General features: G+C 38.1%; 21 protein-coding genes. 18 read left to right on the top strand and 3 right to left on the bottom strand.

The window, feature by feature from the left end; all coding sequences use genetic code 11:
* The first annotated feature begins 79 nt into the window (after positions 1–79).
* The 3 genes from NQ163_RS12850 to NQ163_RS12840 all read left to right on the top strand — a co-directional run bounded on the left by NQ163_RS12850 (position 80) and on the right by NQ163_RS12840 (position 2,168).
* Complete coding sequence (locus tag NQ163_RS12850) at positions 80–1,177, top strand: serine hydrolase domain-containing protein (RefSeq protein ID WP_268190714.1); 1,098 nt, start codon at positions 80–82, stop codon at positions 1,175–1,177.
* A gap of 82 nt (positions 1,178–1,259) precedes the next feature.
* Complete coding sequence (locus NQ163_RS12845; RefSeq protein WP_268190713.1) at positions 1,260–1,955, top strand: TlpA family protein disulfide reductase; 696 nt, start codon at positions 1,260–1,262, stop codon at positions 1,953–1,955.
* Complete coding sequence (locus tag NQ163_RS12840; RefSeq protein WP_268190712.1) at positions 1,956–2,168, top strand: hypothetical protein; 213 nt, start codon at positions 1,956–1,958, stop codon at positions 2,166–2,168. It begins immediately after the preceding gene.
* Between the two features lie 145 nt (positions 2,169–2,313).
* Here the strand turns inward: NQ163_RS12840 and NQ163_RS12835 are convergent, their stop codons facing one another.
* The 3 genes from NQ163_RS12835 to NQ163_RS12825 form a co-directional block, all read right to left on the bottom strand.
* The gene (locus NQ163_RS12835) at positions 2,314–2,817 is read right to left on the bottom strand and encodes a GNAT family N-acetyltransferase (RefSeq protein ID WP_268190711.1); all 504 of its coding nucleotides are present in this window, start codon (positions 2,815–2,817) and stop codon (positions 2,314–2,316) included.
* Positions 2,818–2,826: 9 nt separating this feature from the next.
* On the bottom strand, positions 2,827–5,025 hold the full coding sequence (locus NQ163_RS12830; protein WP_268190710.1) for an alpha-L-rhamnosidase-related protein: 2,199 nt from the start codon (positions 5,023–5,025) through the stop codon (positions 2,827–2,829).
* 215 nt (positions 5,026–5,240) lie between these two features.
* Positions 5,241–5,954: a hypothetical protein gene (locus NQ163_RS12825; protein ID WP_268190709.1), complete on the bottom strand. Its 714-nt coding sequence runs from the start codon at positions 5,952–5,954 to the stop codon at positions 5,241–5,243.
* Positions 5,955–6,384: 430 nt separating this feature from the next.
* On the opposite strand from NQ163_RS12825, the gene NQ163_RS12820 reads away from it, so the two are divergent.
* The 15 genes from NQ163_RS12820 to NQ163_RS12750 all read left to right on the top strand — a co-directional run bounded on the left by NQ163_RS12820 (position 6,385) and on the right by NQ163_RS12750 (position 24,379).
* The gene (locus tag NQ163_RS12820) at positions 6,385–7,596 is read left to right on the top strand and encodes an outer membrane protein assembly factor BamB family protein (RefSeq protein ID WP_268190708.1); all 1,212 of its coding nucleotides are present in this window, start codon (positions 6,385–6,387) and stop codon (positions 7,594–7,596) included.
* A gap of 31 nt (positions 7,597–7,627) precedes the next feature.
* Positions 7,628–8,875, top strand: coding sequence for a PQQ-binding-like beta-propeller repeat protein (locus NQ163_RS12815; RefSeq protein ID WP_268190707.1), 1,248 nt, complete (start codon positions 7,628–7,630; stop codon positions 8,873–8,875).
* A gap of 58 nt (positions 8,876–8,933) precedes the next feature.
* Complete coding sequence (locus tag NQ163_RS12810) at positions 8,934–10,361, top strand: outer membrane protein assembly factor BamB family protein (RefSeq protein WP_268190706.1); 1,428 nt, start codon at positions 8,934–8,936, stop codon at positions 10,359–10,361.
* A gap of 99 nt (positions 10,362–10,460) precedes the next feature.
* Positions 10,461–11,423 carry a hypothetical protein gene (locus NQ163_RS12805; RefSeq protein ID WP_268190705.1) on the top strand — a complete coding sequence of 321 codons (963 nt, stop codon included), beginning with the start codon at positions 10,461–10,463 and terminating at the stop codon, positions 11,421–11,423.
* Between the two features lies 1 nt (position 11,424).
* Positions 11,425–11,634, top strand: a complete 210-nt coding sequence (locus NQ163_RS12800) for a hypothetical protein (RefSeq protein WP_268190704.1) — start codon at positions 11,425–11,427, stop codon at positions 11,632–11,634.
* A 19-nt stretch (positions 11,635–11,653) separates the two neighbouring features.
* Positions 11,654–12,214 (top strand): hypothetical protein, encoded by a 561-nt coding sequence (locus tag NQ163_RS12795; protein ID WP_268190703.1) that lies wholly within the window; start codon positions 11,654–11,656, stop codon positions 12,212–12,214.
* 3 nt (positions 12,215–12,217) lie between these two features.
* A complete protein-coding gene (locus tag NQ163_RS12790) occupies positions 12,218–13,480 on the top strand; it encodes a 4Fe-4S binding protein (RefSeq protein WP_268190702.1) in 1,263 nt (420 codons plus the stop codon).
* 271 nt (positions 13,481–13,751) lie between these two features.
* Positions 13,752–14,123 (top strand): GxxExxY protein, encoded by a 372-nt coding sequence (locus NQ163_RS12785; RefSeq protein ID WP_268190701.1) that lies wholly within the window; start codon positions 13,752–13,754, stop codon positions 14,121–14,123.
* 60 nt (positions 14,124–14,183) lie between these two features.
* On the top strand, positions 14,184–16,082 hold the full coding sequence (locus NQ163_RS12780) for a PQQ-binding-like beta-propeller repeat protein (protein ID WP_268190700.1): 1,899 nt from the start codon (positions 14,184–14,186) through the stop codon (positions 16,080–16,082).
* Between the two features lie 2 nt (positions 16,083–16,084).
* Positions 16,085–18,424 carry an NAD(P)H-dependent oxidoreductase subunit E gene (locus tag NQ163_RS12775; protein WP_268190699.1) on the top strand — a complete coding sequence of 780 codons (2,340 nt, stop codon included), beginning with the start codon at positions 16,085–16,087 and terminating at the stop codon, positions 18,422–18,424.
* Between the two features lie 74 nt (positions 18,425–18,498).
* Positions 18,499–20,034, top strand: a complete 1,536-nt coding sequence (locus NQ163_RS12770; RefSeq protein ID WP_268190698.1) for an FAD-dependent oxidoreductase — start codon at positions 18,499–18,501, stop codon at positions 20,032–20,034.
* A gap of 123 nt (positions 20,035–20,157) precedes the next feature.
* Positions 20,158–21,267, top strand: coding sequence for a beta-alanine-activating enzyme beta-propeller domain-containing protein (locus tag NQ163_RS12765; RefSeq protein WP_268190697.1), 1,110 nt, complete (start codon positions 20,158–20,160; stop codon positions 21,265–21,267).
* A 244-nt stretch (positions 21,268–21,511) separates the two neighbouring features.
* On the top strand, positions 21,512–22,192 hold the full coding sequence (locus tag NQ163_RS12760; protein ID WP_268190696.1) for an ABC transporter ATP-binding protein: 681 nt from the start codon (positions 21,512–21,514) through the stop codon (positions 22,190–22,192).
* A gap of 10 nt (positions 22,193–22,202) precedes the next feature.
* Entirely contained in the window at positions 22,203–23,426 is a 1,224-nt protein-coding gene (locus NQ163_RS12755; RefSeq protein ID WP_268190695.1) for a PQQ-binding-like beta-propeller repeat protein, read from the top strand.
* Between the two features lie 92 nt (positions 23,427–23,518).
* Positions 23,519–24,379 carry an ATP-binding protein gene (locus NQ163_RS12750; protein ID WP_268190694.1) on the top strand — a complete coding sequence of 287 codons (861 nt, stop codon included), beginning with the start codon at positions 23,519–23,521 and terminating at the stop codon, positions 24,377–24,379.
* The last annotated feature ends 1 nt before the right edge of the window (position 24,380 follow it).

Raw genomic sequence — 24,380 nt, 5'->3', positions numbered from 1 at the left:
ATTTGAGTTGGTTGGAGAGGTTGTCAGGAAGCAAGAAGAGTCGAAAAATATTGAGTTTGTAAATGAATAAGTAATTCTAATGATGAGATTTCTAACTGTTGTTCTAATTTTCTTGGGTTTTACCGGGTGTAAAGAGAAGATGGATTGCTCTTATCGAATTCCGGAAGATAAGGGTGACGGTCTGATGGTGTCGACACTGGAAAAGCATGCTTTTGATACCATTTGTTTCGAGCAGGTGAATGCAAACATTTGTCAAGGAAAATATGGAAATGTGCACGCTGTTCTGCTTCTTCACAAAAATGAATTGCTACTTGAGCAGTATTACAATGACTGGGATGAAAATGAGATGCATTTTTTAGCCTCAACCACAAAGAGTTTTTCTGCCATATTAACGGGGATTGCCATTGAGCAAGGAAGGATTAAAGGTGAGCATGAAAGGATGTTGAATTTCTTTCCCGAATATTCTGTTTTACCTGATGATTCTTTGAAACAGAGAGTTAGTATCAAGCATTTGCTGACCAATACATCTGGATTTGAATGGGATGAGCATGCTTTGGCTGTTGATGATCCGAAAAATATGGGTGTGCAGATGGACAAGAAAGAGGATTGGTTGAAAGAATCGCTGGAACTGCCAATGGATACCATGCCAGGAAGTGTTTATGCATATAGTGGACCCAATAATATTATTGTGGGTGAAATCATTAAAAGAGCGACAGGGCAGAATGTGGATGAATTTGCCAATGTAAACCTGTTTGAACCATTGGGCATTAAAGAATATGACTGGTATTTCAGGAATGGCATATGCGATATGAGTGGTGGCTTAAAGCTGAAAGTGAGAGATATTGCTAAATATGGCTTGCTGCATCTGAATCAGGGAAAATGGAAAGGAAAGCAAGTGGTTTCATCGGAATGGATGAAAAAGATGTTTGAGCCATATATTGAAATCAAGCATCCGGTTTACAGTTGTTTTCAATGGCGAATGGTAGAAACGGAATATGGATTTAATTCATGGTTTATTCCGGGAAATGGAGGACAGATTATAAATGTTGTTCCTGAATTGGATTTGGTAATTGTAATCAATGCTGATAATAGAAGGACTCCAAAAGATGAATGTATTCCTTTGGAATATCTGGTAAAGGCGTTGACGGAGCTACATCCTGAATGTAAAATGAATTAATTAATCATTAAACCAAAAGCATAAAATCATAAAAAAAATAGTATTACTTCTCTTTTTCTTTGTGTCTTTTTCATTTGTTCTTATGTCGCAAACCAAATATTACAAGGAGTTTGGCAAAAGCAGAATTATCGATCAAACCGAGCTTGATCAGATAAAAGATGTATTGATTCACAAGAACAAATCAAAGCCTAATATTAATGTGAATCTGATTGTTGTGGATGAGATTAGACGAAATGATTCACTGGTGATTGTCTACAAAAGGCAAATGGTGATGAATGGAGGCGTTAAGATTAATCTGTCGGGTACCGAGAAGGTGTATGAAATGGTGGGGAAAAAGTTTCCAAACTTTATGCTCCGTGATTTGGAAGGTAATACTTGCAGTTCTGATCGTTTATTGAATGCTCCCTTGGTCCTGAATTTTTGGTTTAATGGTTGCAGGCCCTGTAAAAAAGAGATGCCGGTTTTGAATCAGATTAAGAAGGAGTACGAGGGAAAAGTATGCTTTGTATCCATTACTTTTAATAGTGCAGATCAGGTAAAAAAGGTATTGCAAGATTATCCTTTTGATTTTTACCATTTGGTGGAGGGAAAAGCGCTTATTGATCAAATTGGAATAACAGCTTATCCTAAAACCATTGTAATAGATAGAAATGGCATTGTTCGACAGGTGATGGATTGTGTTGGAAGTGTGGTGAGTGAAAATGGAGAGGTCGTTTTAGGTGATGGGGATGAAATCAAAAATGAGATTGAGAAGGTGTTAAAATTAAATTTAAAATAGATGGGATTATTTAAGAAATCAGAACCACAAAGAGTAGAAATAAAAGGGCATCAGTTGAGTTGTCCTGTTTGCGGAGAGAAATTATTTTATCAGCGAGAAGCGCAATTGAACACGGCTGTTGCTTCCTTCTTTAATTTTGACTGGGCCAATCGGTCGGCTACTTGTTTTGTGTGCGCAAATTGTACTCATATATCATGGTTTTTGGGCGAGTGATAAGTGTGAAGATGGGGCAATGTTAACTTGCTTTATATTGAAAAGTATGTTGTTTTGTAAAGAGAGGAATTAAGTGTGAGTTCAGCTAAGTACTAAACGAACTAATTGTTGTTATCCCTGCGAGTTTTGATTTGCAGGGATGTTTTTATGCTTTAATAATTCGGTAGTACCTGGCATTTTCAAATCCATGGCATGTATCATTTTTCCAATATCGCATTCCCAGCTTTTCAAGAACTTTAATGGAAGCTTTGTTCTCAGAAAGTACTCTTCCTATGATTTCATCGAATCCTAATGTTTGAAAGCCGTAGGTCAGGCACGCTTTTGCTGCTTCGCTGGCGTATCCCTTGTTCCAATGTTTTCTGAAGACTCTAAATCCAAGATCAATGAACTTTTCTTCGTTTAACTTTAAACCACACCAGCCGATGAATTCATTGTCTGCTTTGCTTATCATGGCCCATCTGCCAAAGCCATTCTTTTTGTAGTCGTCGTAGTTCTGAAGAAATGCTTTGGCCTGCTCGACAGATTCGAATGGTGGGTCTCCGGTATATTTAATCACCTCGGGATCGGAATTTAGATCAAACATACTTTGCGCATCCTCCAGGATAAATTCTCTTAAGAATAATCGCTCTGTTTCCAATACAACTTTCATGATTCTCATTTAATTAGTCAATCTTAATAATCTAATTTTATCAAGGCGAACATCATTGCGTTCACCATTCATGTTGTTGTTGAATTCTTCGAAACTAATTTTGAAAAAGTTATATCCCTTTTTAAGATCTACATAAAAAGAATTTGAGTAGCCGTAATCATTCCACTTGCCTTTTCCCCTTTGAGGGAAAACAATTGAGCCTATGTACCCACTGTTTTGCCAGAGGCTTCTGCTGGCGCATTTGTCTCCTGTTTTAATGTCCCCATTTCCATTTGCATATAAAAAGCTCAATTTGTAGCTGCCATTTCTGGGAGCTTTAACCTGAAAGTAGTATGGTTCTTTGTCGGTTTTCTTTAATACTACAAAAGACGATTTCCGATTGCTTTGAAATGCTTCCGCTTCCAGGAGTTTTTCATACTTGCTTTCATACAGAAGGACTGGTTTGGAAAGAAAGGAGTGTTGGTTTGAACTATCCACTGCTTGTACACAAAATTCAACTGGTTGAGAGAAGTTAACTTCAACCATATAATTGTCTTTTGTTTCGAGTAAAAGATCTCCGTTTTGATAAATCTTATAATGAGTGGCATTATTGATCTTATTCCATTCTAACTGATCGTTTGTGTAGGATAAGTTTGGAGTTTCGGGTGAATACAAATGTTCAACTACATTTATTTTTTCATCAATAGGGATTTCATTGTTCATTTTTATCACAATTTTGTGATGCCCTTCGATGTTTTTAGGGACAACGGCTCTTTTGTAGGGCGTGCCGTCAAAAGTGAATGAACTAATCTTATTTCCAAACCCGAGTATTTCAACATGAAGGATTGCCTTGTTGTATTTAAGGTTGCTTAGTACCTGCTTGCCTTTAAATTCTCGCGGGATAACAGGGTTAAACTCTAATTCTTCTGTTGTGAGATTGATTCCCATCAGAACATGAAGGAAATTAGAGATACTTGCCGAGGCACTTAATAGGTTTGAATTAGAATCTTTTTCCGTATGCTGGAAATCTCCGTTATCAATTAAAAAGCTTCTTTTATTTGTTAAAAATAATGCTGTTGATCTAATTGAAGAGGCAAGCCCCCATAGTACAGCTTTCGTATTTTGGTTTTCCGCTGCTGCCCAATTCCATGTTGCCTGAATAAAAGGCCAAATGCTGTTGTTGTGATAGTTGGCGATGTTGGGAATTTGAGGATGAAAACAAGCGACTCCAAATTGATGTATTGGAATATTCTCTGCAGTATTCTCACTTATATTCCAGATGTTGGCAAGAGATTCACCAAGAGCATCAGAATGTTGTGATACCAAATTGTAATTGTTGTATCGGAATTGACCAAGGTGTTTTTTGCCTTCGATTTTAAATTTGCTGTTGATACTCTTTTTTAATGCTTCGGAGATGTGATGGTACTTTTGTGTATCCTTATTAAGAAGGTTTCCCATCTCAATAAGTATTTGCAAAGCCTTGTAATGAACTACCTGGTTCGATAAAGAATAGGTTTCGTATATGTCGGTAGGTGACATCCATTTTGGGTAGGATTGTTCCTGGCGATTTAGGAATGAGGCTTCTCCTTTAAATAGATGAGAATGATAATTCCATATTAAATTAATGTCATCATCAATGCTGTTTTTTATAATGAAGTAGGTTCTTCGAAGCCAATCGGTATCTCCAGTTACCTTGTAGATATCCCATGCAGCTGTAGCCCATATCAAACGATCCGAACCAATGGGCCAGGAGCCTCCGGTTCCCGGATCTTGAATGATTCTATCGTTCTTCACCCTTTGCATTAGACTATTTTGACATGCTTTAGGATGAAGTATTGACAATGATAGCATGCCCGAATACCCTAAATTAGTACTTGTAATGTTTTCTTTAGAAAAGATGCTGTCATTTAAAATTTTTCGGTCGATTTCCTCTAATGACAGGTTGTATATCGCATTTAAAATTTCATGATTCGATTGGTATGCTGGATAATGAAACAAACTGCGTTTTAGTTTCCACTTGTTGTTTTGCAGATAAGGGTATGAGGAGTTAATTTCCTTTTTGTTTTTGGCAATTGCAAGGAATTCACCCTGTTCAACACGGTTTGGGTAGATGTTATATTGATCAGAATTAAAGATTAAATTATTGTCCGATTTACAGCCTGGCATATTTACTACAGCAAGGAGAATAAGTATAAAACGTAGGTGTTGATTTAGCTGACTTTTTTGCATAGCTTCATTTTGAATCAGCATTAAAATTAACAAATCGATCTTTAATTGAAATTGTTATCGTATGTTTTAGAGCGATTGTATGTAATAATGTGATAAAAAAAAACGACCGAAGCCGTTTTTTCATAGTGGGTAAAAAGTAATGTTGTATGTAGTAATTGAGACTGATATTAAAATTATATAAAATAAATCAAATAGTCAAAAGTTTATTATAAAATTTATTGAGATTTTGTGCTGTTTAATTTTTCTGCATTTTCTAAAAGTACATCATACTTGTATCCTGCTCCAAAATCTTTATCTGTAATTAAAACTCCCTTGAATTCAATTACTTCTCCAACGCTTACGGTTTGAGTTGATGTGATTGTTAAATCAAAATTGCCATTGTGCTCGGTTCCATCTTGAATATGAATCCAGTTTCTGTTTAATATATTCTTATTGAATTTGGTTACTTTCCCTTTTACTTTAATAATTGAATTGACTAGTTGGTCTTTCTTTTTGTAGATGTTTTCAATATTCGTAAAGTCTTTACTGGCCTTAATGTCTACTTCAACTTTAACCGCAGTTGGCTTTTTCATTTGTGATCCATGGGGTAAAACTGCTTTTTTCGAAGTCTCAGATGAGAGGGAGTTTAAGAAATAGATTAAGGGGAAAGTTCTGTTTAATTCCTTGCTGTGAAAATCTTTCATTGGCAAAGCATCTTTGTAAAAATAGGTTTTGCCAATTTCAATTGGCTGTTTTCTAATGGCAACCCATATTTCACTATTCTCATTGTTTCCTTTGATGTATGAGTAGGTGTTGCCATTAATCAATTCTGTTACTGTGATTTTTTCTTTTCCATCGGGAACGTCAATTGATTTGCTTTGTTTTTCGTTTTTGCAAGCCGATAATAATATGGCAATCATAAAGAGACAGGATAATAATAGATTTTTCATGGTGTTATGTCTTAGTTTGATATACAAGATAGTAGTTTTATTTTGATCGAGGCTAATGTGAGGGAGGATGAAAGTTAAAAACTTGTTAAAACAGTTTTAAATAGATAGTCCGAGTTAATAATGCTTTTTATTTGCTTTAGGTGAGTTTAAATTGTTATTGTAAATCTAAAAGGGACTTTTTAGTCTGAAAAGTACAATAACGGACGGTGATGTAACGAAATCGGACAATATTAGAGTGATTCTAAATAGTGTTTGATTGCTTACAGTGGTGGGTAGTAGTTGTTTTTCATGTTTGGTATAAAAAATGCTTGTGAAACTGCATTTTTATTTAGACCTAAAACATATTTGAAGGTGCAGGGGTGAATTTGTCTTTAATAAAACTCATAGCAATTATCTTTATAGTGTTTTAACTTATATAAATGATTCAAGCATGCTACGTATTTTTTTATCCCTGGTAATTCTTATCTCAAGTTTTGCTGGTTTTGCACAGAATAACGCTCAATGGCGCGGAGAAAACAGAGACGGTAAATATCCTGACTCTAATCTTTTAAAAACATGGCCTGCCGAAGGTCCTAATATGCTATGGCATTTCGATCAACTGGGAGATGGTCATGCATCTGCTGCTGTTACTGAAAAGTATGTTTATACCGGAGGAACAGAAGGTGATGAAGGTTTTGTGATTGCATTTGATCATTCAGGAAAACAAGTTTGGAAACAAATTTATGGCAAAGAATGGATGGATTCTTATGATGGTGTAAGAACTACTCCTATGATTAAGGATGGAATGTTATATGTATTAAGCGGACTTGGAGAGCTTGTTGCCATGAATGCAGAAAATGGTGATCTTGTTTGGAAGAAGAATATTATAGATGAATATGAAGGAAGTAATATTCGTTGGGGGGTAACTGAAAACTTGTTGGTTGAAGGAGAAAAGCTTTTTTGTACACCTGGTGGAAGTCAGGCAAGTGTAATTGCTTTGAATAAAAATGATGGTAAGTTAATCTGGAAATCTGCAGCTAAGGGTGAGAAGTCTGCCTATTGCTCACCTGCTTTAATACAATTGAATAACAGAAGTTTATTGGTTACTCATACTCAAAATTCAATTGTAGGTATTGACACAAAAGATGGTAAAATGCTATGGAGTGTTGATCATTCCAACAGATATTCGATTCATCCAAATACTCCGGTTTACAATGATGGAATGTTGTACTGCTTTAGCGGATATGGCAAAGGTGGTGTAATGTTGCAATTGGCAGATGATGGTTCAAGTGTGAAAGAACTGTGGAGAAATGAGAAACTGGACAACCAAATGGGAGGTGTGATCTTATTGGATGGTAAGATTTACGGATCAGGCCATGTAAACCGCGAATGGTTTTGTTTGGATTGGAAAACCGGAGAGACTCTTTATTCAGCGAAAATGTTGAGTCGTGGAAATGTGATTTATGCTGACGGGATGTTATACTGTTACGGAGATAGCGGAGAAATTGCTTTGGTTGATGTAAGCAATGGATCATTCAATAAGGTGAGTTCCTTCCGAGTTCCTTATGGTGAAAAGCAACATTGGGCGCATTTGGTAATTCACAACAAGAAACTGTATGTACGCCATGGAAGTTCATTAATGGTGTATTCAATTGCAAAGTAAAAACGATATCACTACGATAACCAATTAAACTATGAGACGATTACTAGGACTTGCTCTTATTGCTTGTTTTGCCTTAACTCAATGTAAACAAGAAAGAGTGTTTACAGAATGGAGAGGCCCAAACAGAACAGGAGTATACAACGAAACAGGACTATTGAATAAATGGCCTGCCGAAGGACCAAAAATGTTATGGCACAAGGATAGTATTCCTGTAGGATATTCTTCGGTTGCCATTGCTCACAACACCATTTACCTGACAGGCTTAATTGATTCTACAGATTATCTTTTGGCTTTTGATATGGATGGTAATAAAAAGTGGCAAACACCTTATGGTAAAGGATGGGATGCTTCATTTATAGATAGTCGTGCTACACCAACCATTGAAGATGATAGAATATACCTTTCAAGTGGAAAGGGTGATGTTGCTTGTGTAAATGCCTTAAGTGGAGAAATCAACTGGAAAGTGAATGCCAGCGAAAAATTTGGTGGAACTTTTGGTACTTGGGGAATTTCTGAATCGATTCTTCTTTATAAAAATATGGTTTATTATACTCCTTGTGGAGATGAAACCACCATGGTTGCTTTGGATAAGATGACGGGAGAAACCATTTGGCAATCGGAAAGTTTGAATGACAAGCCCGGATATGTATCGCCATTAATGATTAATCGAAATGGCAAGAATCAGATTGTTACGGTGATTGAAAAGAATGTGTTTGGTGTAAATCCGGATAATGGAAAAATAGAATGGAAATTTGACTACGGAGCATACGCTGGAGGAAAATGGAAAGCAAATATCAATACCAATACCCCTTTGTACAAGGATGGTAAGATATATGTGACCAATGGATATGACCACAAATCGGTAATGCTGAACCTGAACGAAGATGCATCAGGGGTTGAATTGGCCTATGTGGATTCTTTGCTTGATGTGCATCATGGTGGAGCCGTATTGGTAGATGGATACATTTATGGTGCAAACTGGGTGAATAATAGAATGGGAAACTGGTGTTGTTTGGATTGGAATACGGGAGAAAAAATGTATGAAACCAAATGGCAAACCAAAGGCTCTATTATTTCGGCAGAAGGCATGCTGTACTGCTACGATGAAAAAGGTGGAAATATTGCTTTGGTGAAAGCTGATCCTAAAGAATTCAAAGTAATCAGTGAATTTAAAGTGCCATATGGGAAAGGACCTCACTGGTCTCATCTGGTAATAAAGGATGGGGTGATGTATGTGCGTCATGAAAATGCATTAATGGCCTATTCAATAAAAGAATAATGTAAATGTTAAACCTGTTGGGATTTAAAAACCCAACAGGTTTCTTACGAATAAGTATATGCTGTCGAAAAGAAGCGAAAAAGGATTAATTCTCTTGGCTGTTGTTGTAGCAACGGCATTGTTTGTGTACTGGTTGTTATACAATCCGGTTAAAGATATTCATGCAAGTATTCCGGGAATGGACAATCGTCCGAAGGAAAGTGAATCCAGTGGAGGAAAGGTTAAGATTGGAGAAGGATTTGATTTCTTTAAAAAGTTATCTACAAACTTGAAAGGCAAATGGATTCAGTTTCGCGGAGCCAATTCAGATAATATTTCAGCAGACCAAACAAAATTGATTAATTCATGGGGAAACGGACCTAAAATTGATTGGCAGGTAGAATTGGGTGAAGGTCATGCTGCTCCTGTGGTTTACAATGGGAAAGTATATGTGCTGGATTACGATGAGGTGAAAAAAGCTGATGCTTTAAGATGCTTTTCATTGGAAACGGGCGAAGAGTTGTGGAGAAGATGGTATCGAGTACGTATCAAACGAAATCATGGTATATCCAGAACTGTTCCAGCCATCAACGATAAGTATTTAATTACGATTGGACCTCGATGTCACGTGATGTGTACCGATCCAAATACGGGAGATTTCTTATGGGGAATTGATTTGGTTAAGGATTACATGTCTGAAATACCTTTTTGGTATACCGGTCAGTGTCCGATTATCGTCGACAATATTGCCATTATTGCTCCAGGAGGATCATCTTTACTAATGGGTGTGGATTGTGCTACGGGAAAAGTAGTTTGGGAAACCCCAAATCCTGATGGGTGGAAGATGTCACATTCATCTGTTATGCCAATGAATTTGAATGGTAAAAAAATGTGGGTATATGCCGCAGTAGGTGGTATTGTTGGTGTTTCAGCAGAAGGTGATGACCTGGGAGAAATCTTATGGAAAACAAAGGATTTTGCTCCTTCGGTTGTGGCTCCTTCGCCAATTGTTTTTGGCAATGGCAAAGTATACATGACAGCAGGATATGGTGCAGGAGGAATTTTGTTGCAGGTAAAAAAATCAGGTAATAAATATTCGGTTGAAACCTTACAAAAATTCAAGCCTAAAGATGGAATCGCATCTGAACAGCAAACACCTATTTTATACGATGGACACATGTTTAGTATTCTTCCTAAGGATGCCGGAGGATTGAGAAATCGCTTTGTTTGTGTTGATCCAAATGATAGTCAAAAGATACTTTGGGATAGTGGTTCGGCACATCGATTTGGTTTGGGACCATATGTAGTTGCTGATGGTAAATTCTTTATCCTTAAAGATGATGGAACCATAAGTATTGCCAAGGCTACATCAAAGAGTTTCCAGTTTTTGGATAAAGCCAAAATTATGGATGGACACGATGCTTGGGGACCTTTGGTTGTTGTTGATGGACGTTTGCTAATGAGAGATGACAAACATATGGTGTGTATTGATGTGAGAAGGAATTAAAGTTTGTAATCTGAATTTTATAAACATCCCTCTTTAGTTAAGGGAATCAAATTTTGAATAAGCTAAAAGCCTAAAGCTAATAACTAAAAGCTTATAAAAATGAAGAATAAATTGATTTTATGGTTGTCTGTTGTTTTGCTAATCGTATTGATAGCATTCATGGCAAAAGATCTGTTTAAAACAGGGAATGTGAGCCAGGAGAATGTTTATGAGTATGATTTGAATTCTTTACGTCACGTAGATGCATCAAAAATCAGTCATAAAGAGAGCAAGCAAATCAAAATTGATGCAGGAGAGATTCATGCCATTGCAGTAGATCAGGATGATAATATCTATGTAGGAACAGACAAAAATGTACTTGTACTCAACTCAGAGGGCAAGCAAATTAACAGTTTGAAATTAAGACAGGCAGCATCTTGTATCACAGTAATGGAGAATGGTAATATTCTGGTAGGAATGAGTAATCGTATCGATATCAGAAAACCCAATGGGAGTTTAAGAAACAGCTTTGTTGTAAAAGGAGATCGAACTTACATTACTTCAATTGCCGTTGAGGATACCAATGTTTTTATCGCCGATGCTGGTCAGAAAATCATTCATCATTACAGTATTGATGGAATTAAAATAAAGGACATTGGTGAAGAAAATCAGGCAGAAGGAATAAAAGGTTTTGTAATTCCTAGTCCATATTTTGATTTGCTGATTGGTAGACAAGGTGAATTATGGGCGGTAAATCCAGGCCGACATGCTTTTGAGGCATACAACTTTAAAGGAGAACAAATATCAAGTTGGAACAGAACCTCGATGAGTGTGGAGGGCTTTAGTGGATGTTGCAATCCGTCGAATATTGCCATCTTATCTGATGGTTCTTTTGTGACCGCAGAAAAAGGATTGGAAAGAGTAAAAATACATCTCCCTTCAGGAGATTTTAAATCGGTAGTGGCTGCTCCGGATTTGTTTGAACCAGGAACGGTTGGTATTGATTTGGCTGTAGATTCAGAAGATAGGATTTTGGTTTTGGATCCAGTAAGAAGATTAATCAGAATTTTTGAAGCAAAATAGAATGGAAAGAAGAGATTTTTTAAGAAGTGGGTTGAGAGGATTAATAATTGCAGGATTGGCAGCAATTAGCGGGGTATTTGTTTATAGAAACTATACAACGAAAGAGACTTGTGAGTTTACCACTCCATGTCAGGATTGTAAGCAGTTAAAAACTTGTAAAAAAACAGAAGGCTTAAAATTCAAAAGAGATCAACAAGCTTCTAAAAACTAGTTGCTAATTACTAGTAGGCATGAAAAAAGACAGAAGAGAATTTATAAATACATGCTTTCGTTTTGCGGCGGGAGCAAGCATTGTGGGAGTAGCAGGAGTTCTGGCGAACAAAAGTGTAAAAGGTGATTACCTTTGGCAACTTGATCCAACCAAATGTACACAATGTGGACGTTGTGCAACAAGTTGTGTTGTAACACCATCGGCGGTAAAATGCATTCATGTTTACGACATGTGTGGCTATTGTGATTTGTGTGGTGGATATTTTCGACCGAATGTAAAGAACCTATCTACAGGAGCAGAAAATATGCTTTGTCCAACAGGAGCCATCAAACGTACTTATGTAGAAGATCCTTATTTTAAATATGAGATCATTGATGAGTTGTGCATTGGTTGTGGCAAATGTGTAAAAGGTTGTGGTGCCTTCGGAAATGGTTCATTACAATTACAGGTTAGTCACGATTTATGTGTGAATTGCAACGAATGCGCCATTGCACGCGATTGTCCATCTGATGCATTTAAACGAGTTCCTATTGAAGAAGCTTACCAGTTTGCCGGCTTCAAAACCAATAAAAAGATTTAAGAAATGAAGAAAATCTTTTCCTTATTCTCTCTGTTAGTACTATTGATCATCGATTTTGCAGCTTTTGCGCAAACTCAACGATTTCCAAGACCAGAATTTGAATCTGGCTACACACAACCAGTAGCTTCCATGCCAGAACCTCGAGATGGAATATTCGCATTGGTGGATGTATTGCTTTTAATTGCAGCTTTAAGCTTGATTACCTGGTTCATTCATAAAAAACGTTCGCGTACAGGCGTTGTAATTACTTCGCTATTTTCCATTGTATATTTTGGATTCCTTAGAGAGGGATGTGTATGTTCTGTAGGATCGGTTCAAAATGTGGTATTGGCTTTATTCAATCCGGGATACCACATTCCACTTTCGGCATTAGCATTTTTCGTGATTCCATTGGTTTATACACTGTTTTTCGGAAGAACCTTTTGTGCAGGAGTTTGCCCTTTGGGGGCGGTACAGGATGTTTTTCTGTTAAGACCGGTGAATTTGAAGAAATGGTTGCAGAAAGTTCTGGGATTGATTCCATGGATTTATCTTGGTTTAGCCATTCTTTATGCAGCAACGGGAACCGATTTTATTATCTGTAGATACGATCCTTTTGTTGGAATATTCAGGTTCAACGCAACTTTTTTCATGTTTGCCATTGGAGCTGCATTTCTGCTGATTAGTGTTTTTATTGCACGTCCTTACTGTCGATTTTTATGTCCTTACGGTGTGATTCTGAACTTGGTGAGCAGAGTTTCCAAAAATCATTTAAGCATTACTCCGGCAAGTTGTATTCAGTGTAAATTATGCGAGAATTCATGTCCGTTGGATGCCATCAATAAGCCTGTTGAAGTCAAACAAATGGAGGATAAAAGATCTGCAACGAGACGTTTCATTCTTTTGGGAATGATTATTCCAGCCTTAATGATAATTGGAGCTTGGGTGGTTTCTAATTTCCACGAAAATTTGGCTATGGTGAATTCGAAAGTACGTTTGGCCAATGAATTGCTTCATTTCGATTCAAATACTATGAAGGAAAGTTTGGAGATTGAAGGATTCAGAACCTCTGGCAAAACCAAGGAGGAACTATATCTGGAATCAGCAGCTATATTAAAGCAGTTTTATTATGGATCGTGGATACTAGGTGCCTTTATTGGTTTGGTATTTGGCTTGTCATTGGCAGGATTAACCAGATATCGTTATAGAGAAGATTATGAGCCAGATAAAGGAGAGTGTGTGAGCTGTGCCAGATGTTTAAAATATTGTCCCGTGGAGAAGGTTTAACCACGAAGGGTAACGAAGGTTTTCACGAAGTGACACAAAGGAGCACAAAGTTCATGATGTGTGCTTAAAGAGAAAATACTTAAATGAGTATTAGGTTTGTTTCTAAATATCAATGAACAACATTTAAATAAAGGTGGAATAAAAAGAGTAAACTATAATATTAATCATCGTACTCAGAGTATAACATTTTCCTTCGTGGAACTTTGTGAAGTACTTTGAGCAGCCTTTGTGGTAAAGTAAATAATCACAAAGGAACACAAAGTTCATGATTATGGATAGAGAGCAAATATTTAAAAAGATATTAGATTGTTGTTATAGAGTGCATACGGAATTAGGACCTGGCTTATTAGAATCAGCATACGAGGCTTGTTTATTATATGAATTAAAAGAAGAAGGTCTCGATGTTAAACAACAATTAGCTGTTCCTGTTATCTATAAGAATGTGGAACTTGATGTCGGCTATCGTATTGATTTGTTGGTAAACAATGAAATTATTGTGGAGTTAAAGTCAGTGGAAAAAATGAAAGATATTCATTTGGCACAGATTTTAACTTATCTGAAATTAGCAGAATGTAAACTTGGCTTACTAGTTAATTTCAATGAAAAACATTTAAAAGACGGAATAAAAAGAGTTATACTATAAAAATACTTTGTGTCACTTTGTGAAGTACTTAGAGCTTCCTTTGTGGTAAAACTAATTACTATGAATAACAAATTCAAATTAAGAAAAACCAACCAATTTCTATGGAGAAATATCGCGATTGTAGCGGGAACTTTCTCCTTTATCATCTGCATGTTGGTTTTGGTGAATTACATACAAATCAATCGAATTGATCCTGTAAATACAGAATTAATTAACTCATTGGTGCAACGATTGGAAGAAAATCCAAATGACAATCAATTGCGAGAGCAGATTCGTGAAATGGATCTTCTGGTGCGTAAAGCCTACTTCACCAATCAGTGGCAGGTGAAAGCTGGTGGTTATCTTTTGTTATTAGGTGTTATTGTTACAGCAATTGCTTTACAGATGTTTTATGCAGGCAAGCAAAAACTACCTGAAGTAACAGAAAGTGAACAAGAGAATATTGTTTTATTTAAAGAGAAAGCTCGTAAGTGGATTGGCCTTGGCGGTTTTGGCTTGGTGGCGATTACATTGTTAATAGCTTTTTTGACTCACAAGGAATTGGGAAATCAATTCACACAAGCAGCACTGGTAGCACAATCAACTCCTGAAGAAAAAAGCGATGTTGAGGTGGTAGAGCCAATTAAAGAAGAAGTTAAGGAAGAGGTTAAGGTAGAGAAAGCTGCAGAAGAGGTGAAAAAGGAAAATGAAAAGCCTGCTGAACCTGTTGTTGAAGATAAGAAAGAAGAGGCAGTTGAGAAGAAAGAACCAGAGATCAAAAAGGAAACTCCCGCCCAAAAAGTTACTAGCGGTGTATCATACCCTACAAAAGAAATGATGGCAAACTTTCCGGCATTCCGTGGAGCTGCTGGACAGGGAGTATCTTATCAAAAGAATATCCCAACCGATTGGGATGGCGCAAGTGGTAAAAATGTATTGTGGAAAGTTCAGGTGCCGATTCATGCCTACAATTCGCCTGTAATCTGGGGAGATAAGCTGTTTTTATCAGGAGCCAATGCTACTCAAAGAGAAGTATACTGCTATGATAGGAATAATGGAAAGCTACTCTGGACTGCTAAAGTGGAAGGCATTGCAGGTTCTCCGGCAAAATCGCCTGAAGTAACTCCTGATACAGGACATGCTGCTTCTACGCTTACTACCGATGGAAAATCAGTATTTGCAATATTTGCCAATGGCGATATCACTGCTTTGGATTTTAACGGAAAACAGAAATGGGCAAAGAACCTAGGAGTTCCTGATAATCATTATGGGCACTCTTCATCCTTGTTGGTATATCAGGATAAACTAATTGTGCAGTACGACCATAAGAAATCGGCCAGACTTGTGGCTCTTTCAACTGCAAATGGTGATGAATTGTGGAGTACCAAGAGAAAGGTTCGTGTGTCATGGGCATCTCCTGTGATTGCAGAGATAGGTGGAAATACGGAAGTTATTCTGGCAGCAGATCCTTGTGTAGCTTCATACGATGTAAATACAGGAAAAGAGCTTTGGAAGTTGGATTGTATTACCGGAGAAGTTGGACCATCGGTGGCTGTGGGTGATGGAATCGTGTTTGCTTTGAATGAATATGCTAGTCTTGTAGCCATTAAACCAGGTGCAAATCCAGAGATTCTTTGGGAAGCATACGATTACTTGTCGGATGTTCCTAGCCCTGTTATTTCAGGAGATAATTTGATAATTGTTACCAGTTATGGAGCCGTGGTATGTTATGATGCCAAGTCCGGAGAAATACGTTGGGAGCAGGAATTCGGTAGTGGATTTTATGCATCTCCAATTCTTGCCAATGGGAATGTGTATCTGCTTGACAGAGAAGGGGTGATGCACATTTTTAAAGCTGATAAGGAATATCAGGAGATAGCAGCTCCTGCACTGGGAGAGAAATCAGACATGACACCGGCATTTGCTGATGGAAGAGTATATATCCGCGGAGAGAAACACCTTTATTGTATAGGGAAATAACTATGAGTGAGATTCAAAATATTGTTGACAAGATAATTGCTGAAAAAGGGAAAGATTCTGATAAGGTAATTCCAATTCTTCAGGCCATTCAAGGGAAATTCAACTATTTGCCTGAAGAGGCTTTGAAAAGAGTTTGCGATAGTACTGAAATTACGGAATCTCAGATTACGGGAATCTCAACCTTTTACTCTCAGTTTAGACACCATCCGGTAGGAAAGCACATTGTAAAAGTATGTGTGGGAACGGCTTGTCACGTAAAAGGAGCCAAGCAGGTTTACGATAGTTTTAAGCGTGAATTGAAAATTACCGAGGGAGATACTGATGCCGATAAGCTATTTACCGTTGAAGAAGTGGCTTGTTTGGGATGTTGTACCATTGCTCCTGTTGTACAGATTGATGATGTGACCTACGGACATGTAGAAACCGGAAAGGTTGCTGAGATCATAGAAGATTTTAAAAATCTTGCTCCAAGCGAAGAAAAGCAGGTACGTGAGCTTACCGAAGATGGAATCTCGCAGGGAGAAATTCGAATAGGACTAGGTTCCTGTTGTATTGCAAGTGGTAGCTCGGGAGTAAAGGAAGAATTGGAAAGAACTCTTGCAGACAGTAAAATTAAAGTGGATGTAAAGCAGGTTGGATGTGTTGGTGTGTGTAATCAGGTACCAATGTTAGAGATTCACAAGGATGGTGAAGAACCCGCTTTTTACACAAAAATCAAGGCGAATGAGGTAAGTGAGATCATTAAAAACCACTTTCGCTCCGAAAATTGGATGAGTCGTTTCAAAAACAGATTCTACAATTATGCCGAGAATTTGACATTTTCGAATGTTCCGGTCAGCTCAAATAGGTACAATGCAACTGAAAAAGATACACCTATTGCAGAGTTTTTAAAGGGACAGGTAAACATTGCTACTGAATATAGAGGAGAAATTAAGCCATCAGATTTTGAAGAATACAAATCAAAATATGGATTTGAGGCATTTGTAAAATGTTTGAAAGAGCTTTCGCCGGATGAGATTATCGCTCAGATAGAAGAAAGTGGATTAAAAGGCCGTGGAGGTGCTGGTTTTCCATCCTTTATCAAATGGAATTTGGTGAAAAATGCCCAAGCCGATAAAAAATACATCATCTGTAATGGTGATGAGGGAGATCCGGGAGCATTTATGGATCGCATGTTGTTGGAATCCTACCCATTCAGAGTTATTGAAGGGATTTTGATTGCAGCCTATGCTGTAGGAGCAAGCGAAGGGCGCTTGTACATTCGTGCAGAGTATCCTTTGGCAGTAACCCGAATAAAAGAAGGACTGGAAATTTGCAAGAAAGAAGGCTTAATTGGGGAGAATATCCTTGGTAGTGATTTTTCTTTCGACTTAAAGGTGTTCGAAGGAGCGGGAGCTTTTGTATGTGGAGAAGAAACTGCACTGATTGCTTCCATTGAAGGGAAACGTGGTATTCCTGAATTGCGTCCGCCATATCCGGCAGAAAAAGGTTTGTGGGAGAAGCCAACCTTAATCAACAATACGGAAACCCTTTCCTTGGTGCCATTTATCATTCGTAATGGTGCAGAAAGTTTCAAGGAAATTGGTACCGAAAACAGCAAGGGAACCAAGGTGTTTGCTTTGGCTGGTAAGATCAATCGTGGAGGTTTGATTGAGGTGCCAATGGGAATTTCCATTCGTCAGATTGTGGAAGAGATTGGTGGAGGAATTGCCAACGGGAAGAAGTTTAAGGCTGTACAGATAGGTGGACCATCAGGAGGATGTATTCCTGCTGAAATGGCAGATACGACCATTGATTTTGATTCTCTAAAAGAAGTAGGAGCCATGATGGGTTCTGGAGGATTGATCGTCTTGGACGAATCCGATTGTATGGTGGATATCGCTCATTATTTCTTGTCTTTTACCCAGGAAGAATCATGTGGCAGATGTACCTTCTGTAGAATTGGTACAAGACGAATGCTTGAGATTTTGGAAAAGATCAAGTCAGGAAAGGGAAAATTGAGTGATTTGGACTTGTTGGAGCAGCTGGCCATTAATACTCAAAAGGGAAGTATTTGTGGATTGGGAAAAACAGCGCCAAATCCTGTACTGTCAACATTAAAGTATTTCCGTCACGAATACGAGGCCCACATTAAAGGCGAATGCCCTGCCGGGAAGTGTGAAAATCTGATTCGCTACGAAATCAATGATGATTGTACCGGATGCACCAAGTGTGCTCAGCGTTGTCCGGTGGATGCCATACAGGCAAAACCATATGAATTGCATACTGTGGACAATGAGTTGTGTATCAAATGTGATATCTGTAAGCAGATTTGCCCGGTAGATGCAGTAGAGATAAAATGATTGAGTGAATGTGTTAATGAGTGAATGAGGAATAGGTATTTATCTAACATCTCATTTCTCAAATCTAAAATATAATGCCAACAATTAAAATAGACAATCAGACCATTACAGTTGCGGAGGGAATCAGCATTTTAAATGCAGCCCGTTCTGCAGGAATTCATATTCCTAGCATGTGCTACTTGGAAGGATGCAGTAATCATCCAACTTGTATGGTTTGTATGGTGAAAAACAATGCCAATCAGCAAATGATTCCTTCTTGTGCAACCAAGGTAGTGGATGGTATGGATTTGGCAAGTGAGGATGCAGAGGTAAAAGAAGCCAGAAAGGAAGCCATTGAGCTTTTGATGAGCGATCATGTTGGTGATTGCGAGGCTCCTTGTCGTGTAGCCTGTCCTGCCTATATGGACATTCCAAAAATGAACCGATTCATTGCCAATAATCAGTTCGATAAGGCATTGAAAATTGTAAAAGAAGAAATTGCCCTTCCGGGGATATTGGGATATATATGCTCGGCTCCTTGCGAGAAAGTCTGCAGGCGAAAAGATGTGGACCAGTCAGTTTCCATTTGTTTGCTGAAGCGATTCACGGAAGAGGAAACTCAAGCTTACTTGCCGGAGAAGAAAGAAGCAAGCGGCAAGAAAGTGGCAATTGTTGGTGGAGGAGCATCCGGACTATCAGCAGCCTATCATTTGTTGTTGAAAGGACACGATTGTGAGTTGATTGAAAAATATGACAGTCTTGGAGGAACACTACTGGCAGCAGTCTTAAATGCTGACTTGCCAACTGAAGTGATGGCAAGGGAACTTGCTGTTTTAGACCAACTAGGATTGGTAACCAATTGCAATACTGAAGTTTCCAAAGAGAAGTTTGAATCCCTAAAGCAAGAGTACGATGCGGTAATTCTTGCCAATGGAACGGATGGAGAAACCTTTGGTCTGGAGACAGGAAAAACCGGATTGAAAGTAGATACAGGAAGCTATGCTACATCCCATCCGAAGGTTTTTGCATGTGGTAGCATAATTCGAACTCAGAAAATGGCAGTGAAAGCCATAGCCATGGGAAAAGAAGCTGCCTGGTCGGTTGATGCTTACTTGAATGAAGGCAAAGCCAAAGCAACAGAACGATTGTTCAATTCCAGGTTTGGTACACTTCGCAAAGATGAATTGACTGAGTATTTGAAAGAATCGATTGAAGGAGATAGAGTGGATGCAAAATTTCCGAAAGGATATACAAGAGAAGAAGCCATTGCAGAAGCAAAGCGTTGCATGCATTGCGATTGCCGTAAGCTTGACAATTGTCGATTGAGAGATTGTGCAGAAGAATACCAAATAGATCGTAGAAGATTTGCTCTGGGTGAAAGAAATTCGGTGGTGAAATACATTAATCATGATTCCGTGATTTATGAACCGGAAAAATGCATCAAATGTGGATTGTGTATAGAAATCGCCGAAAGGCATGGTGAGAAAACAGGATTGACTAATATTGGCAGAGGCTTTACGGTGAAAGTGGCTGTTCCTTTTAATCAGCAATTGAAACAAGCATTAAGCATTGCAGGAAAGCAGTGTGCAGAGGCATGTCCAACGGGAGCTCTTTCGCTTCGCTCTAATTAAGAATTGGTAATTAACAATTAACAATATCACCTCAAGTAGAGGGATTGAAATAAGAAATTAAATAAATAGCAGCTCCATTTCCCTTCTCTTCAAGGAGAAGGGGTTAGGGGATGAGGAAAACATATGAAACAACTATTCCTATTCATATTAACAATCGCTTTGAGTCTATCATCAATAGCTCAAAACAAACACAATTGGCTTTCTTTTCGTGGGAATGCGCAGTTGAGCGGTATTACTCAAGCAGAATTGCCTGAGAATTCATCTCTTTTGTGGTCGTACAAAACTGCTGATGCCATTAAATCATCGCCCATTGTTCGTAATGGAATCATTTATGTAGGATCGAATGATGGATATCTGTATGCCTTAAGCAATGAGGGAGAGTTGAAATGGAAATTTAATGCCGAGACTTCGGTGGAAGCATCGCCCATATATCTGGATGGGAATGTGTATTTCGGTGCTTTGGATGGGACTTTTTATTGTTTGAATGCAAGCACAGGAAAGGTAAATTGGAAGTTTGTAACCGAGGGTCAGGTATCAGGATCGGCCAATTGGTTTTACGATAAGGCAAGCAAGCAGAAAAGAATACTATTTGGTTCCTACGATTTTAAACTGTACTGTTTGGATGCCAAATCAGGAAAGAAACTGTGGGAGTATGAATCGGATAATTACATCAATGGAGCAGCCTCATGCAATGGCGAAATAGCCATGTTTGGTGGTTGCGATGGATTTCTGCACCAAGTAGATGTGAAAACGGGAAAATCGAAGAATAAGCTGGATATCCAAACCTATATCGCCTCATCAGTTGCCTTGGATGGGAATCATGCATTCTTCGGAAATCACGATGGAGAGTTTTACTGTGTGGATTTTAAGAAAAATCAGGTGAACTGGAAAAAGGAAGGGGCTATCTCTTATTTGGGATCGCCTGCTATTGCCAATGATATTGTGATTATTGGAGCTGAAAATAGACAGGTGTACTGTTTCGATAAGAAATCAGGAAAAATAAAATGGCAATTTAAGACCAGAAACAAGATCGAGGCATCGCCTGTGATTGCTGCCAATGCGGTAGTAGTGGCTTCTGGTGATGGACGAGTGTATATACTGAATAAAGAAAATGGTCAGAAAATCTGGTCCTACGAAATAGGCAGAGCCTTAATTGGAACACCAGCCGTGGTTGAAGGAATGATTGTGGTGACAGCCATGGATGGATCTGTTTACGCTTTTGGAGAAAGGTAAAACTTCTGAAAGCCCCGAAAAAGCGGTCAAATTTGAGAAGGATGATCATTTTATCAGGAAAATTAGGGCATAGAACGAAAAAAAAGTGATTAAAAAAACGAATAGTAATATTTTATACCATTTTAGAGATTAATTTATATGGGTATAATGCCGATAGATTGTTAATACTTAATTATGAGTGTAGCGATATAAGGGAGTAAAATTAACAACTAATCGGGATTAAGGATTCGAAAAGATTACAAGTATGAAAATAGAATTAAAGCAAATTTCAAAATACTATCAGGTTCCGGGCAAGGAAAAGAGAATGGTTCTTGACGATTTATCCTTGAAAATTGAATCGGGTGATTCGATTGCGATTGTTGGACCATCGGGTTCTGGCAAGAGTACATTACTAAACCTGATTAGTTCTTTGGATCAGGCCAATTCAGGTGTTATTCTGCATGGAGATAGAGAAATTGGGAAGCTGGCAGAAGATGAAATAGCTCAATTCAGAAACAGAAATCTTGGATTCATTTTTCAATCGCATCACCTATTGCCTCAATTGAGTTTAATTGAGAATGTATTGGTGCCCCTGATTCCTGAAAAAGATAAGAAGTTAAAAGTTGAGGCAGAACAAAGAGCTCAGGAATTGATTGATTTTGTTGGTTTGTCAGGTCAAATAAGTCAATTGCCCGGACAAATGTCGGGTGGAGAGTGTCAAAGAACTGCGGTAGTGCGTGCTTTGATTCATCAACCAGGCTTATTATTGGCAGATGAACCTACAGGTTCTTTAGACAAGCAATCTGCTGACCAGCTTGGAGATTTATTGGTATCGATCAATGAAAAACAAAAAGTAACACTTGTTGTGGTTACCCATTCAATGGATCTGGCAAAAAAAATGAAGAATATATACAAACTTGATAACGGAAAATTATCTAAAATCTAAACCCACACAAATGAAGAACTACATCTTAATCTTAATGGCATTGTCGCTGTTTTCATGTACATCGAAACAGAAAAAAGTAAGCGAATGGAGAGGTGAGAACCGCTCAGGAATTTATGCAGAAACGAATCTTTTAAAAGAGTGGCCAAAGGATGGTCCAAAGCTTCTTTGGGATGCAGAAGGTGTTGGAAATGGTTATGGATCGCCTGTTGTTACTGATAATAACATTTATTTGAATGGAGAGATGGATAGCATTGCTTATTTAATTGCAATGGATTTGGAAGGGAAGATGCTTTGGAAAACCGAATTTGGTAAAGATTGGATGAAGAATTTTATCGGATCTCGTTCTGCTCCAACTGTTGTTGATAGCTTGGTTTACGTAGCTTCTGGTTTGGGAGATGTTGCCTGTATCCATGCTGAAACAGGTAAATTGAAGTGGAAAATCAACATGTTGGAAAAATTTGAAGGTAAAAATACACGTTTTGGATATTCTCAGTCTCTTTTGGTAGATGGCGATTTGGTTTTTGCTGCTCCAGGAGGGAAAGAAAAGAACATTATTGCACTGGATCGATATACAGGAGAAACCAAATGGATCAATTCGGGTGTTGGTGAAATGCCTGCATATTGTTCTCCTTTACTGATTGAATATCCAACAAGAAATGTATTGGTAACCTTCTCGGAACATGCTTTGTTAGCCGTGGAATCGCAAACTGGTAAAACCTTATGGACACACCAGCAAGATACTACCAAAGGTGATGTAAATGGAAATACACCGATTTATGAGGATGGATATTTGTATTACGTTACCGGATGTGGAAATGGTACTGTGAAATTGAAACTGGAAGACGAGGGTGCTAAGATTACTGAGGTGTGGAGAAATGAAGAATTGGATAACATCATGGGTGGTGTTGTGAAGCTTAATGGGAAGATCATTGCTTCGGCACATCGCAAGAAATCTTGGAAGAGTGTTGATGCAGAAACTGGTAAAACCAGAGATACTTTGAAATTTGGTAGAGGCTCGAGTATTGCTGCCGATGGTATGCTGTATTGTTATAACGAGAGAGGACAAGTTGGATTGGTAGAAGTAAGTCCGGAAAAAATGGAATTGGTAAGTCAATTTAAAATTACCAAAGGAACCAAAGAGCACTTTGCTCAACCTGTTATCAATAATGGGATATTGTATATCCGTCATGGCGATGCATTAATGGCATATGATATTAAGGCAATTAATAATTAACAATGAGTAATTATTAATTGTTAAGAATCGAACCAAAAGTTGAGGCACTTGTTTTTTTAAATGAATGTTATCTGTTACTTAAAACTTAGACTATGAGTAAGCAAATATTTATATGTGGTTGTGAGAAAGATGGAAAAATCGAAAAAGAGTCTGTTCAAAAATTGATAGAGACTCTGGAAGAGAAGAATATTGGCTTCACTTATATTGAAGATATGTGTGGTACAATTCTTAAGAATCCAGATGATTTGGAAAGTCTGTACACAGCTGAAGATGCTGTTGTTTTCGGCTGTCAGGCTCGTGCCATGCAACACTTGGTAGATAATACGGGTCGCAGGAATGAAGAACTGGCAACCGAATATCTTCATATTGATGATGAAAAGGAGGAATTAATTTCGAGTTTGGAATCGGGAACAGGTGAACCACTAAAGATTAAATATTCTGATGAGTGGAAACCTTGGTATCCGGTAATCGATTATGAACGTTGCAACGGCTGTAGAAAGTGTTTGAACTTCTGTTTGTTTAGCGTTTACTCGGTTGAAGATGATGGAACAGTTGTAGTGTCAGCTTCGGCAAATTGCAAAGACATGTGTCCTGCCTGTGCAAGGGTTTGTCCACAAAATGCCATTATCTTCCCAAAACATGCCGAAAGTCCGATTGATGGAGGAGAAGGCAATGGTTCTGAAAATGAAAAAACGGATATCCTCGAACAAATTCAGAATGATGATGTTTATTCGGTACTAAGTGCAAGAAGAAAGAATTTCCAGGTGTCATTATTGAAGAAAGATCAATTGAAAATGGCAGAAGAAGAACGCCGAGCTTGTTGCAGCGGAGCGGATAAAGTAGAAGAGAAAAAAGAAGAGAAATGCGATTGCGACTGCAATTGTAAGGAAGAACCAGAGGCAAGCTGCGATTGTAATTGCAAGGATGGTGATTCGAATTCATGTTGCTGTTAAA

Source organism: Marinifilum sp. D737 (assembly GCF_026672275.1).
Classification (GTDB): domain Bacteria; phylum Bacteroidota; class Bacteroidia; order Bacteroidales; family Marinifilaceae; genus Marinifilum.
This window is presented reverse-complemented; position numbering and strand designations above follow the sequence as displayed.

What these genes read in the sequence shown, in the direction of transcription:
- NQ163_RS12770 (WP_268190698.1), top strand. Translation starts at nt 18,499, where the DNA reads ATGCCAACAATTAAAATAGACAATCAGACCATTACAGTTGCGGAGGGA.
- NQ163_RS12795 (WP_268190703.1), top strand. Translation starts at nt 11,654, where the DNA reads ATGAAAAAAGACAGAAGAGAATTTATAAATACATGCTTTCGTTTTGCG.
- NQ163_RS12830 (WP_268190710.1), bottom strand. Translation starts at nt 5,025, where the DNA reads ATGCAAAAAAGTCAGCTAAATCAACACCTACGTTTTATACTTATTCTC.
- NQ163_RS12780 (WP_268190700.1), top strand. Translation starts at nt 14,184, where the DNA reads ATGAATAACAAATTCAAATTAAGAAAAACCAACCAATTTCTATGGAGA.
- NQ163_RS12775 (WP_268190699.1), top strand. Translation starts at nt 16,085, where the DNA reads ATGAGTGAGATTCAAAATATTGTTGACAAGATAATTGCTGAAAAAGGG.
- NQ163_RS12850 (WP_268190714.1), top strand. Translation starts at nt 80, where the DNA reads ATGATGAGATTTCTAACTGTTGTTCTAATTTTCTTGGGTTTTACCGGG.
- NQ163_RS12835 (WP_268190711.1), bottom strand. Translation starts at nt 2,817, where the DNA reads ATGAAAGTTGTATTGGAAACAGAGCGATTATTCTTAAGAGAATTTATC.
- NQ163_RS12825 (WP_268190709.1), bottom strand. Translation starts at nt 5,954, where the DNA reads ATGAAAAATCTATTATTATCCTGTCTCTTTATGATTGCCATATTATTA.
- NQ163_RS12800 (WP_268190704.1), top strand. Translation starts at nt 11,425, where the DNA reads ATGGAAAGAAGAGATTTTTTAAGAAGTGGGTTGAGAGGATTAATAATT.
- NQ163_RS12845 (WP_268190713.1), top strand. Translation starts at nt 1,260, where the DNA reads ATGTCGCAAACCAAATATTACAAGGAGTTTGGCAAAAGCAGAATTATC.
- NQ163_RS12805 (WP_268190705.1), top strand. Translation starts at nt 10,461, where the DNA reads ATGAAGAATAAATTGATTTTATGGTTGTCTGTTGTTTTGCTAATCGTA.
- NQ163_RS12815 (WP_268190707.1), top strand. Translation starts at nt 7,628, where the DNA reads ATGAGACGATTACTAGGACTTGCTCTTATTGCTTGTTTTGCCTTAACT.
- NQ163_RS12765 (WP_268190697.1), top strand. Translation starts at nt 20,158, where the DNA reads ATGAAACAACTATTCCTATTCATATTAACAATCGCTTTGAGTCTATCA.
- NQ163_RS12810 (WP_268190706.1), top strand. Translation starts at nt 8,934, where the DNA reads ATGCTGTCGAAAAGAAGCGAAAAAGGATTAATTCTCTTGGCTGTTGTT.
- NQ163_RS12790 (WP_268190702.1), top strand. Translation starts at nt 12,218, where the DNA reads ATGAAGAAAATCTTTTCCTTATTCTCTCTGTTAGTACTATTGATCATC.
- NQ163_RS12785 (WP_268190701.1), top strand. Translation starts at nt 13,752, where the DNA reads ATGGATAGAGAGCAAATATTTAAAAAGATATTAGATTGTTGTTATAGA.
- NQ163_RS12840 (WP_268190712.1), top strand. Translation starts at nt 1,956, where the DNA reads ATGGGATTATTTAAGAAATCAGAACCACAAAGAGTAGAAATAAAAGGG.
- NQ163_RS12820 (WP_268190708.1), top strand. Translation starts at nt 6,385, where the DNA reads ATGCTACGTATTTTTTTATCCCTGGTAATTCTTATCTCAAGTTTTGCT.
- NQ163_RS12755 (WP_268190695.1), top strand. Translation starts at nt 22,203, where the DNA reads ATGAAGAACTACATCTTAATCTTAATGGCATTGTCGCTGTTTTCATGT.
- NQ163_RS12750 (WP_268190694.1), top strand. Translation starts at nt 23,519, where the DNA reads ATGAGTAAGCAAATATTTATATGTGGTTGTGAGAAAGATGGAAAAATC.
- NQ163_RS12760 (WP_268190696.1), top strand. Translation starts at nt 21,512, where the DNA reads ATGAAAATAGAATTAAAGCAAATTTCAAAATACTATCAGGTTCCGGGC.